The 14508-nt window shown below is 73.1% G+C and carries 13 protein-coding genes; 8 read left to right on the forward strand and 5 right to left on the reverse strand.

What is annotated here, in order from left to right; genetic code table 11:
• Positions 1 to 10: 10 nt before the first annotated feature.
• Entirely contained in the window at positions 11 to 415 is a 405-nt protein-coding gene (locus C8250_RS31155; RefSeq protein ID WP_138357299.1) for a VOC family protein, read from the reverse strand.
• Between the two features lie 86 nt (positions 416 to 501).
• On the opposite strand from C8250_RS31155, the gene C8250_RS31160 reads away from it, so the two are divergent.
• The 3 genes from C8250_RS31160 (at position 502) to C8250_RS31170 (ending at position 2883) form a co-directional block, all read left to right on the forward strand.
• Positions 502 to 1107 carry a YdbC family protein gene (locus tag C8250_RS31160; RefSeq protein ID WP_138357298.1) on the forward strand — a complete coding sequence of 202 codons (606 nt, stop codon included), beginning with the start codon at positions 502 to 504 and terminating at the stop codon, positions 1105 to 1107.
• 136 nt (positions 1108 to 1243) lie between these two features.
• A complete protein-coding gene (locus C8250_RS31165; protein ID WP_138357297.1) occupies positions 1244 to 1912 on the forward strand; it encodes a histidine phosphatase family protein in 669 nt (222 codons plus the stop codon).
• A gap of 56 nt (positions 1913 to 1968) precedes the next feature.
• On the forward strand, positions 1969 to 2883 hold the full coding sequence (locus C8250_RS31170) for an ADP-ribosylglycohydrolase family protein (RefSeq protein ID WP_138357296.1): 915 nt from the start codon (positions 1969 to 1971) through the stop codon (positions 2881 to 2883).
• Positions 2884 to 2970: 87 nt separating this feature from the next.
• Here the strand turns inward: C8250_RS31170 and C8250_RS31175 are convergent, their stop codons facing one another.
• Entirely contained in the window at positions 2971 to 4518 is a 1548-nt protein-coding gene (locus tag C8250_RS31175) for an MFS transporter (RefSeq protein WP_138357295.1), read from the reverse strand.
• 67 nt (positions 4519 to 4585) lie between these two features.
• Here C8250_RS31175 and C8250_RS31180 point away from each other — a divergent pair, with 67 nt between their 5' ends.
• From C8250_RS31180 to C8250_RS31190, 3 genes are read left to right on the forward strand one after another with little or no spacing between them, the layout of a single operon-like run.
• Positions 4586 to 5197 (forward strand): TetR/AcrR family transcriptional regulator, encoded by a 612-nt coding sequence (locus tag C8250_RS31180; RefSeq protein ID WP_138357294.1) that lies wholly within the window; start codon positions 4586 to 4588, stop codon positions 5195 to 5197.
• A 24-nt stretch (positions 5198 to 5221) separates the two neighbouring features.
• The gene (locus tag C8250_RS31185) at positions 5222 to 5908 is read left to right on the forward strand and encodes a ribonuclease HII (protein WP_138357293.1); all 687 of its coding nucleotides are present in this window, start codon (positions 5222 to 5224) and stop codon (positions 5906 to 5908) included.
• A 46-nt stretch (positions 5909 to 5954) separates the two neighbouring features.
• On the forward strand, positions 5955 to 6614 hold the full coding sequence (locus tag C8250_RS31190) for a hypothetical protein (RefSeq protein ID WP_138357292.1): 660 nt from the start codon (positions 5955 to 5957) through the stop codon (positions 6612 to 6614).
• Between the two features lie 116 nt (positions 6615 to 6730).
• Here C8250_RS31190 and C8250_RS31195 read toward each other — a convergent pair whose 3' ends face one another.
• On the reverse strand, positions 6731 to 7321 hold the full coding sequence (locus C8250_RS31195) for a hypothetical protein (protein WP_138357291.1): 591 nt from the start codon (positions 7319 to 7321) through the stop codon (positions 6731 to 6733).
• A gap of 197 nt (positions 7322 to 7518) precedes the next feature.
• Entirely contained in the window at positions 7519 to 9699 is a 2181-nt protein-coding gene (locus C8250_RS31200) for a DEAD/DEAH box helicase (protein ID WP_138357290.1), read from the reverse strand.
• Between the two features lie 133 nt (positions 9700 to 9832).
• Between C8250_RS31200 and C8250_RS31205 the strand changes: the two genes are divergently transcribed.
• A complete protein-coding gene (locus C8250_RS31205; RefSeq protein WP_138357289.1) occupies positions 9833 to 11062 on the forward strand; it encodes a DUF4192 domain-containing protein in 1230 nt (409 codons plus the stop codon).
• Here C8250_RS31205 and C8250_RS31210 read toward each other — a convergent pair.
• Positions 10974 to 12284: an alpha/beta fold hydrolase gene (locus C8250_RS31210; protein WP_138357288.1), complete on the reverse strand. Its 1311-nt coding sequence runs from the start codon at positions 12282 to 12284 to the stop codon at positions 10974 to 10976. The genes C8250_RS31205 and C8250_RS31210 overlap by 89 nt on opposite strands.
• Before the next feature lie 149 nt (positions 12285 to 12433).
• Here C8250_RS31210 and C8250_RS31215 point away from each other — a divergent pair, with 149 nt between their 5' ends.
• Positions 12434 to 14398, forward strand: a complete 1965-nt coding sequence (locus C8250_RS31215; protein WP_232485543.1) for a glycogen debranching N-terminal domain-containing protein — start codon at positions 12434 to 12436, stop codon at positions 14396 to 14398.
• Positions 14399 to 14508 lie beyond the last annotated feature (110 nt).

Raw genomic sequence — 14508 nt, forward strand, 5'->3', positions numbered from 1 at the left:
GGGGTCCGGCTCAGTAGGACTGCAACTCGACGAGGGTTCCGTCCGGCGTGCGCAGGTGCGCCGTACGGAGGCCGGGTCCCCAGGCCGGCCGGTCCTGGGGACCCGTGACGACCTTGGCGCCGTGCGCGGTGAGGAGCGGGGCGGCGTCGTCCACGCTGTCCACCCGGAAGACGAGCATCGAGGTGTCCTGCCCGGCGGGCCGGGCCGGCAGGGCCTGGGTGCCGACCACCGCCGCGACGGCGGCACGGGAGAACAGGACGAGGACGCCCTCGCCGTTCAGGTCCCAGTTGGCGTATCCGGCTTCGGGGATGACCTTCACGGGCTCGATGCCCAGGAGGTCGCGGAGCGCCGCGGTCCAGAATTCGGCGGCGGTGGCGAAGTCCTCCACGAGGAGGCGGGGATGAAGTGCGTCCATTGATCGATCATATTCGCCACCCCGGCAGGGGAATTGAGCGGGTGAGCGGGCGCGGGAGGGGCCCTCGTCGGACTTAGGATGGCGCGGTGCTGGTGAAGTGGATTCGCTGTGGGGTCGTGGACCGGGCGGGGTTCGAACGGGGGCAGCGGAAGTGGGCGGGGCTGCGGGGGCAGCCAGGATTCCGGGGGCAGGGCGGCGGCTGGAGCCGCGCGCAGCCGGGTGTGGCGCATCTGTTCGCGTTCTGGGACAGCAGGGCGGCCTACGACGCCTTCATGACGGGCGGGCACGACCAGCTCGCCGGATCGCAGGCCGACTCGTACGAGAACCTCGGGGTGCTGCTCTTCGAGCACCTGCTGGACGTGCGGGTGGGCTTCGAGGCGCGCTTCGCCGACGCCGATCTGCTGCGTGTCGCGCATTCGAAGGTGCGGCCCGGACGCGGCGAGCACTTCGCCGAGATGCAGAAGAAGGTGTGGAACCCGGCGATGGCCGGGTCGCCAGGACTGCTGCGCGGGGCCTTCGCCGAGGGGCCGGACAGCGACTTCCTGGTGCTGTCCCTGTGGATCTCGGCGAACGAGCGCGGCAAGTACCGCCCCGCCGCGATGACGAGGCTGGCGGAGCGCACCGAGCTGGAGACCGATGTGGTCTCGGTGGCGGGCGACGTCGTGGACATCGTGCAGGCGTGGACGGTGTGACGGGGTCGCGGGCGGCCGGGAGCGTCGAGGCCATGAGGGACCGGGTCACCATGGGGAGCCGGGTCACGGGGAGCCGGGCGGCCGCAGAGGCCGTACCGGCGCGCCCGGGATCCGTCGCGGGAATAGGCTGATCACCATGGGCCGACCTCGCCACATCGTGCTGATCCGGCACGGAGAGTCTCAGGGCAATGCGGACGACACCATCTACGAGAGGGTGCCGGACCACGCTCTTGAGCTCACCGCGACCGGCCGTCGGCAGGCCGCGGACGCGGGGGAGAACCTGCGGGCGCTGTTCGGCGACGAGCCGGTCCAGGCGTTCGTGTCGCCCTACCGCCGCACCTGGCAGACCTTCCGCGGGCTGGACCTCGACCCGTCGCTGACCCACGCGATGGAGGAGCCCCGGCTCCGGGAGCAGGACTGGGGTAACTGGCAGGACGTCGACGACGTGCAGCGCCAGCGCAAGGCCCGGGACGCCTACGGGCACTTCTTCTACCGCTTCGCGCAGGGCGAGTCCGGTGCCGATGTGTACGACCGGGTGGGTGCGTTCCTGGAGACCCTCTACCGGGCCTTCGACAAGCCGGACTTCCCGCCGAACGTCCTGCTGGTCACGCATGGACTGACCATGCGGCTGTTCTGCATGCGGTGGTTCCACTGGACGGTCGAGGAGTTCGAGTCGCTGTCCAACCCGGGCAACGCCGAGAGCCGCGTCCTGCTCATCGGACCCTCGGGCCGCTACACCCTCGACCGCCCCTTCGCGCGGTGGCGGCTTCCCGACCCCATGGTGGACGAAGGATTCCGCAGGTGAGTTTGCGCACAGGGTGATTGACCGGGATCAGGCACGATGTCAGAGTTTCCGACGCGATGACCGCTCACCCAGTTGACTCCGAAAACATCTCCCGCGCCCTGGCAAGTCTGCGCGGGCTCGCCGTCGGCGACGCCCTCGGCTCCCAGTTCTTCGTCCCTTCCAACTACCAGGCCCTCCAGAACGGCGGGCTGCCGCCCGGCGTCTGGCAGTGGACCGACGACACCGAGATGGCCTGCTCCGTGCTGGCCGTGCTGGCCGCCCACGGCCGCATCGACCAGGACGCCCTGGCGATGTCCTTCGCGGAGCACCATGACTTCGACCGCGGCTACGGCCCGGCCGTGAACCGCATGCTGCGCCTGATCCGGCAGGAGGGCGCCGACTGGCGTGAGCTGGCCGCGGGCCTGTTCAACGGCCAGGGCTCGTGGGGCAACGGCGCCGCCATGCGGGTCGCCCCGCTGGGCGCCTGGTACGCGGGCGACGCCGAGCAGGCGACACACCAGGCCGAGATCTCGGCGTACACCACCCACCAGCACCGTGAGGCCGTGGTCGGCGCGATGGCCGTCGCGGCCATGGCGGCGCTGGTCGCCGACCCGGACGGCCCGAAGGACCCCTCGGCGCTGCTCGGCGCCGTGCTGGACCTGGTGCCGACCAGCGCGGTGAAGGCCGGCATACGGCGGGCGCGCGACATGCTCGACTACGCGGACGTGGCCACGGTGGCAGCGGTGCTCGGCTGTGGCCGGCGCACCAGCGCGCACGACACCGTGCCGTTCGCGCTGTGGTCGGCGGCCCGGCACCTGGACGACTATCAGCAGGCGTTCTGGACGACGGCCAAGGCGGGCGGTGACGTCGACACCACCTGCGCGATCGTCGGCGGGATCATCGCCGCACGGCCGACCGGGCAGCCGCCGGCCGGGTGGCTGGAGCGCACCGAGCCGCTGCCGCTGTGGGTGGCGGCGCCCGCGGAGGCCTGAGCCCGGACGTACCCGGGCCGGTCCCCTCCCTGGCCATCTCCGCTCCGCCGCTCGGCCCCGTTCACCGGGCCGGGCGGCGGAGCGGTGTCAGGCCGCCGGCGCGGCGGATTTCCCGCTGAGCGCTTCCAGGTCGCTCTTGCGCACCCGCACCACGAACAGCGCGGTGAGTACCGCCAGCACGACGAAGCCGACGCCCGCCATGAAGGCCGTGGATATCCCCTGGGAGAGCACGTCGTGCCCCCAGGGGGCGGGCAGCTCATGGGTCCGCGCGAACTCGTCCCGCTGCTGCGGGGTGGCCTTGGCGAGGAAGTCCGGCAGCTGGTCGCCGAACTCGTTCCTGCTCGCCGTGCCGAAGACCGTGACCAGGATCGACAGCCCGAGCGAGCCACCCACCTGCTGGGTGGCGTTGAGGAGCCCGGACGCGGCGCCCGCCTCGTGCTGGGCCACCCCGGAGACGGCCGTCAGGGTCAGCGTCACGAAGTTCAGCCCCATGCCGAAGCCGAAGAGCACCATGGGACCGAGCACCCCGCCGGGATAGCCGCTGCCCGGATCGAGCCGGGTGAGCCAGGCCATGCCGGCGCCGGTCAGCAGGGTGCCGGTGACGAGGAACGGTTTCGGGCCGAGCACGGGCAGCAGCCGCGTCGAGAGGCCCGCGCCGGTCACGATCGCGACGGTGATCGGGAGGAACGCGAGCCCGGAGTCGATCGGGCTGTACCCGAGGACGTTCTGTACGAACAGGACGATGAAGAAGAACATGCCGAACATCGCCGCGGCCAGGCTCAGCATGATCACATAGGTGCCGGAACGGTTGCGGTCGGCGAACATCCGCAGCGGCGTGATCGGATCGGCGGCCCGCCGCTCGACCACCACGAACAGGGCGAGCAGCACGACGGCCGCCCCGAAGGCGGCGAGCGTCACGGAATCCTTCCAGCCGGAGTCCGCGGCCCGGATGAAGCCGTACACGAGCGACGCCATACCGCCCGTGGAGGTGATGGCGCCGAGAATGTCGAAGCGCCCGGTCCGCCGGTCGGACTCGTTGATGAACAGCGGTGCGAGGAAGGCGATCAGCAGGCCGATGGGCACATTGACGAAGAGCACCCAGCGCCAGTCGAGCCATTGGGTGAGCATGCCGCCGGCGAGCAGGCCGATGGCGCCGCCGCCCGCGGAGACGGCGGCGAACACGCCGAACGCCCGGTTGCGTTCCGGGCCTTCGGGAAACGTGCTGGTGATCAGGGCCAGTGAGGTGGGTGAGGCGATGGCGCCGCCGACGCCCTGCAGCGAGCGGGCCGCGAGCAGCTGCCAGGGTTCCTGGGCGAAGCCGCCGAGCAGCGACGCGAGCGAGAACAGCAGGATGCCGAAGATGAACACCCGTCGCCGGCCGAGGATGTCGCCCGCCCGGCCGCCGAGCAGCAACAGGCCGCCGAAGGTGAGGGTGTAGGCGTTGAGCACCCAGGACAGATCTGTGGTGGAGAAGGACAGTGCGTCCTTGATGTGGGGAAGTGCGATGTTCACAATCGTGGCATCGAGGACCACCATGAGCTGACAGGCGGCGATGACTGCGAGAGCGATACCGGGTCGTCCCTCGCGCCGGGCGGTGCCGGGCGGACGTGACTCGCGTACTTGAGAGGTCGTCACAGATGATCCCCCATCAGTGATTTAGTGAACGACACCGTTCACTATATGCTTCAACGGAGGTTTGTCGATGGGTACTTCGCCGCGGATCCGGTCGGGGGCACCGGTTCTGCCGCGCCGCCGGGGGTCGGTCCTCGAACGCGCGATCCTCGACGCGGCTCTGGAACAGCTGGGTGCCGTCGGCTGGGGCGGGATGACCATGGAGGGCGTCGCGGCGCGCGCCCGGACGGGCAAGGCGGCGCTCTACCGCCGCTGGCCGTCCAAGGAGGCGCTGGTCGCCGACGCGCTGCGGCTCGGGCTGCCGCAGATCGGCGCCCCGCCGGACCTGGGCACCCTCCGGGAGGATCTGCTGTGCCTCGTCATGCGGATGCGCGAGGCGATGTACTCACAGGGCGGCATCGCGCTGCGGGCCGTTCTGGACGAGTGCGACCACGCCGCCGCCCAGCCCTTCGTCGACCTGATCATCCAGGGCGTGATCGAACCGGGGAAGGAACTCATCCTGGACGTGGTGCGGCGCGGGATCACCCGCGGCACCGTGCGCGCCGACGCCACCGCGGCCATCGTCGCCGACGTGGCGCCCGCCCTGATGATGTACCGCGCCAAGATCGGCGACCACCGGATCGGGGAGCAGGACATGGCCGATCTGGTCGATCATGTGATGCTCCCGCTGCTCCGCCCCTGACAGGGGAGTACCCTGGTCCCCGCCATGCCGTATGAACCTCCCACCCACAGCGTCGAACGCTCCCTGCGCGCCACCCTCGGGGCGAAGATCGTCGCAGGCGTCGACGAAGTGGGACGCGGCGCCTGGGCCGGGCCCGTCACCGTCTGCGCGGCCGTCACCGGCCTGCGCCGGGCGCCCGAAGGACTCACCGACTCGAAACTGATCCCCGCCCAGCGCCGCGCCTCGATGGCCGCGCTGCTGGCCGACTGGGTGACGTCCTACGCCCTCGGTCACGCGAGCGTCGAGGAGGTCGACACCCTCGGCATGACCGCCTCGCTGCGGCTGGCCGCCGTCCGCGCGCTCGAAGGACTGCCGGAGCGCCCGGACGCGGTGATCCTGGACGGCAAGCACGACTACCTCGGCGGGCCCTGGCGGGTGCGCACCGTCATCAAGGGCGATCAGTCCTGCGTCGCGGTGGCCGCGGCCTCGGTGATCGCCAAGGTGCACCGCGACGCCGCGATGGCCGAACTGGGCGCGGAACACGAGCCGTTCCGCTTCGCCGACAACGCCGGCTACCCCTCGCCCGTACACCGTGCGGCCCTGGAGGAACTCGGCCCCACACCGCACCACCGGCTGTCCTGGTCGTACCTCGACGCGCTGCCGCGCTGGCGGCACCTGAAGAAGGTCCGGGCTCCCGCCGACCCTGGGGAGCAGCTCGGTTTCGATTTTTGACGACCCACCGCTGCGCAACCGCGGCGTATTTGATAGACATCAGCCCATGCCTCTCATCCCCGAGGAGCCTCAGATTCACGAGAGTGTCCCGGGTCCCCGCTCAGCTCCGGCCGCAGGCCGCAGCGCGTCGACCCCCCGTCCTGTCCCCGGTCCCCGTCCTACACCCCGCCCCGGGCCGCCGCGCCCCGGTTACGCGGCCAACGCCGGGCCCGGCCGGCCCGGTCCGGCCCGTGGGCCCGCCCCGACCGCCTCCGCCACCGTGACGGCCGCCGCGCCGTCGGTGCCGCGTTCGCCCGGCGGAACCGGGGGCGTTACCGCTACAGCGCAGATCCAGCTCATCCCGGCCCCGGCCGACGGCGCGATCGACGCCGCCGACGAGGCGGTCGACCTGCTGTTGGACACCGGCCGCGCGCCGGGCGAGATCCTGGTGCTCACCACGGGCGAGCACCACCCGTGGGCCGCCCACGAGTTGTCCTTCGGCGAGACGTCCTACTGGTCGCAGCACGACGCGGGTGACGACGTCTTCTACGCCGGCATCACGGCCGAACGTGCCGCGGGCCGTCAGGTCGTGGTCGTCGCGGTCAACGGCGGAACCGTCGAGGCCACCGCGCTGGGACTGCCCACCGCGCTGGCCCGTGCGGGCACCCTGCTGATCGTGTGCGGCGACCCCGGGCTGATCAACGGGGCGGTCGCCGCGAAGGCCTGACCGACGCGGTCCTGCCGGTGAGGGCCTTGTCCGTGAGGGTGCTGTCGGTGAGGGGTTGGTCGGTGCGGGCCCGGCTGATGAACGCTCGGCCGTCGAGGGCCTGGCCGAAGGCCTGGTCAACGAGCAGCTGTGCGGCGCAGCGCTTCCGGCGCCCCGTGCGGGCGCAGGGCCGCTGTGCCGCCCGGCTGTTCGGCGAAGGGCTGGGAACTCGGGGTGCGGCCACCGCGGTTCTCGCCCAGGACCTGCCAGCCGTCCCGGGTGAGCGTGACGTAGGCGCCGCAGCGCAGCCCGTGCAGCATGCACGCGTCGCGCAGGCCCCACATCCAGGCGCCGTCCTTCTCGGTCCAGCCGGGGGTGCCGTCGCGGCACAGCAGCAGCACCGCGGTCCGTACCGGTGCGCGCCGCCGCAGATCGTGCGGGAGCACCCGGCGCAGATGCGCGAGGATCGCGTTACGGTGCTCCCAGCCGTCGACGACCCCGGTACTGCCGGTGAACGAGGCACTCGCCGTCAGCCGGCCCTCCGGTTCGAACACCGCGACCACGGCGGTGACCGGAGTGGGGAGGTGCCGGGACTGCAGATCCTTGACGACCTCACGCGGATTGGCGAGCAACGGGATTCCCGCGGCCGTCCACTCGGCTGGTTCCAGGCTGCGGGAGAGTCGGGAGGAGGCACGCGTAGTGGTCTCCGGAGCGAAACCGATGGTCACGTTCCTCCCTTCGGTGGACGCACCCGTCGACCGGGCGCGGGCGCACGCCGGTCAGGGGGCTCGATGAGCCGGTCGGGGATCCAGCGCCAATTCTTCCCCGCATGGCTGCGAGCGGCAACGGGCACTCGAAGCTTCTGACCGGTTATGGACGCCTGCGTCTGATAGATCCTACTCATCGTCTCAATCGTCGATACCCATCACCCCTGCGCGGCCAGGACCAGCGGGAACACCGCGGTCGCGCCCGCCTTGCGCAGCAGCCGGGCCGCGACGGCCAGCGTCCAGCCCGTGTCGGCCAGATCATCCACGAGCAGCACAGGACCGGGGGTCGCGGCCAGTTTCGCGGCCAGTTCCGCCGGGACGGTGAACGCGCCGTGCAGCGCCCGCAGCCGCTGCGCGCTGTTGCTGCGCGGTACCCGGCCGGGTCCGTCGTCCATCGTGTACGCGATCTGGCCGAGAAGCGGCATCCGTCCGATCTCGGCGATGCGCGCGCCCAGGGTTCCGATGAGCTGCGGACGGGTGTGGGACGCGACGGTGACGACGCCGACGGGCCGCTGCGGGGCGTCCGCCTCACCGCTCGCCCACCCTCCATGGCCCTTGGCCCAGTCCGCCAGCACCCGCACCACGGCGTCCGCCGCGTCACTGGGTACCGCCTGGTCGGGTGCGCCGTCGGCCAGCAGCGGGCGCAGCCGGTTGCCCCAGCCGATGTCCGAGAGCCGGCCGAGCGCCCGCCCGGACGCCGCCTGCTCACCGGCCGGGATCCGGCCCTTGAGGTCGAGCCCGATCGCCTGCAGCCCGGTCGGCCACATCTTGCGCGGTTCCACCTCGATGCCGGGACGGCCGAGCGCCGCCCGCGCCGCGTCCAGCGCCGCGCCGGAGACCTCGATGCCGAACCGGGCACCCGCGCAGTTGTCGCAACGGCCGCACGGCGCGGCCTCCTCGTCGTCCAGCTGGAGCCGCAGGAACTCCATCCGGCAAGCGGTGGTCGACGCGTAGTCGCGCATCGCCTGCTGCTCGGCCTCACGCTGCCGCGCGACCCACGCGTACCGCTCGGTGTCGTACGCCCACGGCTGCCCGGTGGAGGTCCAGCCGCCGCGCACCCGGTGCACCGCCCCGTCCACGTCCAGGACCTTGAGCATGATCTCCAGCCGGGACCGGCGCAGATCCACCCGCGCCTCCAGCGCCGGGACCGACACCGGGCGTCCCGCGTCGGCCAGCACCTCCAGGGTGCGGCGCACCTGCTCCTCGGTGGGGAACGCGAGGGACGCGAAGTAGCGCCAGATCGCCTCGTCCTCACGCCCCGGCAGCAGCAGCACCTCCGCGTGGTCCACCCCGCGCCCGGCGCGGCCCACCTGCTGGTAGTAGGCGATGGGGGACGACGGCGATCCGACGTGCACGACGAATCCGAGGTCCGGCTTGTCGAAGCCCATGCCGAGCGCGGACGTCGCGACCAGCGCCTTGACCCGGTTGGCCAGCAGATCCGCCTCGGCGGCCATGCGGTCGGCGTTCTCCGTCTTGCCCGAGTACGAGGCCACCGGGTACCCGCGCTGCCGCAGGAACGCGGTGATCTCGTCGGCGGCGGCGACCGTGAGGGTGTAGATGATGCCGGAGCCCGGCAGGGTGTCGAGATGATCGGCGAGCCAGGCCAGCCGGTGGGCCGCGTCCGGCAGCCGCAGCACCCCGAGCGACAGGCTCTCGCGCTCCAGCGGGCCGCGGAGCACGAGCGCGCCCTCCTCGCCCGTCCCGGCCGTGCCGGTGCCGAGCTGGTCGGCGACGTCCGCGGTCACCCGGGCGTTGGCGGTGGCGGTGGTGGCCAGCACCGGGACCCCCGGCGGCAGGTCCGCGAGCATGGTGCGGAGCCGCCGGTAGTCGGGGCGGAAGTCATGGCCCCAGTCGGAGATGCAGTGCGCCTCGTCGACGACCAGCAGCCCGGTCGTCGCCGCGAGCTTGGGCAGCACCTGGTCGCGGAAATCGGGGTTGTTCAGCCGCTCGGGGCTGACCAGCAGCACATCCACCTCGCCCGCCGCGACCTCGGCCTCGATGGTGTCCCACTCCTCGGTGTTCGCCGAGTTGATCGTCCGGGCCCGGATTCCTGCCCGTTCCGCGGCCTCGACCTGGTTGCGCATCAGCGCGAGCAGCGGCGAGACGATCACGGTGGGGCCGCCGCCGCGCTGGCGTAGCAACGCGGTGGCCACGAAGTACACCGCGGACTTCCCCCAGCCGGTGCGCTGCACGACCAGCGTCCGGCGGCCGTGCGCCACCAGCGACTCGACCGCCAGCCACTGGTCCTCGCGCAGCCGGGCGGTGCCGGTGGAGTCACCGACGAGGCGGCTCAGAACGGTGTCGGCCGCGGTACGAAGCGCGGTGGGGGAGTCAGTCATGCCCCCCATGCAACCTGATGCCACCGACAACACGCGAACCGCGCACCGAACCTGTGGACAACTCGGCCCCAAAGTTATCCACAGGTTTTTGGGGGGTCTGGCGGAGATCACCGGCCTGCGGGACTGTCGGGCCATGACACAGCACATCGAATCGCCCCGGTCCGAGAACGATCCCAAGGTCACCCTGCGCAGCCCGGCCGACCTGGCCGACGCCCTGCCGTACCTGATGGGATTTCACCCCAGCGACTCCATCGTCATGGTCGCCCTGCACGGCGACCACGGCCGCTTCGGCGGCCGGCTGCGCCTGGGCATTCCCGAGGATTCCGCGGAATGGCCCGAGGTCGCCTCGCAGCTCGCGGACTGTCTGGTACGAGGCAGTGAGCAGCGCGGCGACCGGGCCGCCTCGATCGTCCTGTTCCTGTGCCAGGACCCGTCCGCGACCGAGCGGCCGGCCCAGGTCATGGAGCGCCTGCGGCCGCTGGCACAGCGGCTGCGCACGGCCTGCGGCGCCCTGGACGTGCCGGTCGTCGAGGCACTGTGCGTCTCGGCGGGCCGCTGGTGGTCCTACTGCTGCCCCGGCACCGACTGCTGTCCTGCCGACGGCTTCACCATCGCGACCTCGGGCGACTCCGTGATGGCCGCGGCCGCCGCGTACGCCGGCATCAACGTGCGCGGCTCGCTGCGCGAGATGGAGGCCCGGCTCGTCCCGCCGGCCACCGAGCGGACCTCCGGGCAGGCCCGGGCGCTCGACATGGCCTGCGCCGAACTCGTCCCGCGGATCCTGGACGTGGGCGACTGCGAGGCGGTGCGGCACCGGACGCTGACCCTGGTCGGCGCGGCGCTCGAACGCTTCCGCGCCACCCCGGCGGACGGGGACACGCAGCGCAGCGACCAGCGTGACGACGCGCTGCTCGGCGACGACGAGGCCGCCGAGATCATCCTCGGCCTCCAGGACCGCGCCGCGCGGGACCGGGCGGCGGAGTGGATGGAGCCGCCGCACACCGACCCCGCGCTGCGCCTGTGGCGGGCCCTCGCCCGGCGGTGCGTCGGACCGTACGAGGACCATGCCGCCGCCCCGCTGACCCTGGCCGGCTGGGTCGCCTGGGCGTCCGGGGACGAACCGGAAGCGCGCGTCGCGCTCGGCCGCGCGCTCGACCTCGATCCCGGCTACACCTTCGCCCGGCTGCTCCATCACTCGGTGAACGAGGGGCTCGACCCCGAGCCGCTGCGCCAGTGCCTGCGCCAGGAGCGGCGGCAGCGGGTGATCGACGCGTCTAAAGCTCGCCGCGGACCAGTCGGATCAGCCGGTCGAGGACCCGGCCGCCGCTCACCCGGAGACCGTCGTGCTCGTACTCGTCGGTGACCCAGGTGCGCAGACCGCGCACCGCGCGCGCGGTGGCCAGCGAATCGGCGGTCTCGACGTACATGTCGTCGTGGTAGACCGCCGCCGCCACCGGTACCTCGTTCCGGGCCAGTTGAGCCAGGTCGTACAGGTCCGGCCAGCCCTCGCGCAGCGCCAGCCGGTTCGCCGCGTCGCGGAGCGGGACGAGTGCTGGTTCGCCGGTGAACATCCAGGGGTAGATCATCTCGCCGGTGAACAGCACCGGGCCCTCGCCCGCCAGCGCCTTGTCCACATCGAACTGGGGGAACTCCAGATGCGCGGCCTGCGCTGCCCAGCCGGTGCCCGCGGCGGACACCGAGCGCTGTCCGTAGATCGACTCGTGGAGCACGGCGTACAGCGGATTGGCCGCGAACGACAGATGACCCTGCGCCTCGGTCAGGAAGCCGTCCGAGAGCACCGGGCCGTCGGTGCCGGGCAGGAAGGCGTCCTCCAACAGATAGTGCAGGGTGTGCGAGCCGGTACCCGTGCCGAGCATCAGACCCAGCGACTGGAACGCCTCCGCGGTGAACCGGCCGCCGTCCGGCAGCGTCACGTCGTGGTCGCGCAGATGACGGGCGACGGAGCGCGCGGTCTCCACGTCCCCGGGATAGCGGTCGTAGTGCTCGGTGTTCTTGCGCTCCACCCGGGGGAACGCCGAGCGGTAGACGTCGCGGGCGCTGCTGCGCAGCCCCGGCAGGCCGCCGGTGACGAACACCTCCCGCAGACCGTCGGGGGCCAGCGACAGATAGGTCAGCGCGCAGAAGCCGCCGAAGCTCTGCCCCAGCAGGCTCCACCGCCCCTCGGCGCCGAGCAGTTCACGGCGGATCAGTTCGCAGTCCCGCACGATGGAGTCGGCCCGGAAGTGCGAGAGATACTCCGCCTGCGCGGTGCCGTCGCCGCGCGCGGGCAGCGTCTGCCGGTTGGCGGGGGTGGACCGGCCGGTGCCGCGCTGGTCGAGCAGCAGGACCCGGTAGTCGTCCAGGGCCCGGGTCAGCCAGCCGTCCCGGCCGAGCGGGCGCGGGGAGCGTCCGCCGGGACCGCCCTGCAGGAACAGCAGCCACGGCAGCGGCTCGCCCTCCCGGCCCGCGGCCACGACTTCACGGGCGTACACCTGGATCCGCTCCCCGGTGGGGGCCGCGTGGTCGAGCGGTACGTCGAAAGCGTGGTCGGTCACAACGGTGCCGGGCTGGCGGTACACGGCCATGGCGTCTCTTTCCGGTGGTGCGGGCGGATACCGGGGATGCGCTCCCTGTCCAGGAACGGTAGACGGGCCGTGACCCGGGTGCCCACCCGGCCGTTCACCGGGATGTGAACCCGCCGCCGACCGCCCCGACCGTTCCCGCTCCCACCGCCCTGACCAGGCCCGCTTCCGGCCCGCAGCCCGTGCACACCTCGGTGATCTGTGTCGCCGCCCCTTCGCTCGTCGTCTCCGCCGAGGACGGACAGCTGAGAGGGCAGGGGCTCGACGGTTTCTATCAGGAGGGCCGGCGGGTGCTGGCGCGCTGCGAGGTGCGGCTCGCGGGAGCCGAGCCGATCCCCGTGCTGGGCACGCTGCTCAGCGCGGACCGGGCCCGGTTCGTGGCGGTGGTCAGGACTCCGGGTGACACCGGTCCCGATCCGGCGGTCACGGTGGAACGGCTGCGGGACGCCGACGGCACCGAGCGCATCACGGTGCTCAACACCGGGCCGGCCGTGCTCCGGCTGCCGCTCGAAGTGGCGCTGGGCACCGACCTCGCCGAACTCGGAGCGGCCGCCGCGGGGCGGGCGGGGCCCGATCTGCCGGCCAGCGTCTGTGACGCGGGGCTGCGCTGGTCGCATGCCGGTATCGGCGTCAGGGTCACCGCGCGGCCGGCCCCCGCCGGGGTGCTGGCTTCGGCCGGTGTGCTGCGCTGGGAGCTGGCGGTGCCGCCCGGCGCCGGGCGGACCATCGAGCTGCGGGTGTCCCGGGAATCCGCGGCACACGGGTCCGCCGTCTCCGCGCCCGTACGGGGTGACCGGGCGCCCGTGCCCTGGTCCGCTGCGGAGCTGTCCGGCGACGACGCCAGGGGCGAGGAGCTGCTGCGGGGCAGCCTGGACGGTCTGCGGGCGCTGCTGCTGCGCGACCCCGCGCGGCTCGCCGACGTCCATGTGGCGGCGGGCGCCCCCTGGCGGATGGGGCTGGCGCCCGCCGACGCGCTGTGGGCGGCCAGGATGCTGCTGCCGCTCGGCACCCGGCTGGCCGCCGGCACCCTGCGCACCCTCGCGCGGCTCCAGGATCAGGACAGCGGCCGGATCCCGGGTGCGCTGCGGCACGCGGGACCGCATCTGCCGCCCACCTGCTCCGGGGTCGAGGCCACGCTGCTGTTCGTCACCGTCCTGGCGGAAGCCCGGCGCTGGGGGATGCCGCAGCGGGAGGCCGAGCTGCTGCTGCCCGCGGCCGAGCGCTGTCTCGGCTGGCTGCGCACGGTCGCGGAGGCGGCGGGCTATGTGCCGGATCCCGCCCCCGGCGGCCCGTTCCGCTGCGAGGTGCAGGCCCACGCCCACCGGGCCGCGCTGCACGGCGCCGACCTCCTCGACGCCCACGGCCGCCCCGGAGCCGCCGCGTGGCGCGAGTACGCGGCCGAGCTGCGCGGGCGGTTCCAGGAGGACTTCTGGGTCGACGACCTCGGCGGCGGCCGGCCCGCCGCGGCGCTCACCCCTGGCGGCAGGCAGGTGATCCATCTCGGCTCGGCCGCGGTCCACCTGCTCGACACCGGACTGCTCGGGGGCGGCACGCTCGCCGAGGGGCTGCTCGGCAAGGCGCGGACCGGGCAATTGGCGCGGCGGCTCGGAGCCCCGGACCTCGACTCCGGATGGGGTCTGCGGACGCTCTCGGCCAGGGCGCCCGGCCACAGTCCGTTCGGCCACCGGGGTGGTGCGGTGCGGGTCCATGAGAGCGCCCTCGCCGTATCGGGGCTGGCCGCCGCCGGATACGAGAAGGAGGCCGGCGCCCTCCTGCGCGGGGTCCTGGACGCGGCCCGGACCTTCGGACGGCAGCTGCCCGAGATGTACGCGGGCGAACAGCGCGCCGCCGACCGGACACCGCTGCCGCACCCCACCGCCTGCCGCCCGTCCGCCGTCGCCGCCGCGGGCGCCGTCCATCTGCTGACCTCGCTCGCGGGGGTACGCCCCGACGCTCCGGGAGGCGTCGTCGCGGTGCGCCCGATGAGTACCGCCCCGCTGGGCGCGGTGCGCTTCTCGGGGCTGCGGGTGGACGAGCAGCCGTTCGCGGTGCGGGTCAGCAGGCTCGGCATGGCGATGGTCGAGGAGGCCGCCCCCGCCCTCCAGCTCGGCGCGTGAGCGGCGACGCGGCCCGCAGGCGACGCGGCCCGCAGGCGACGCGGCCCGCAGGCGACGCGGCCCGCAGGCGACGCGGCCCGCAGGCGACCCGGTGCGCCCGTCGGCGTGTC

The organism is Streptomyces sp. So13.3 (assembly GCF_005860785.2).
GTDB classification, from domain to species: Bacteria; Actinomycetota; Actinomycetes; order Streptomycetales; family Streptomycetaceae; genus Actinacidiphila; species Actinacidiphila fildesensis.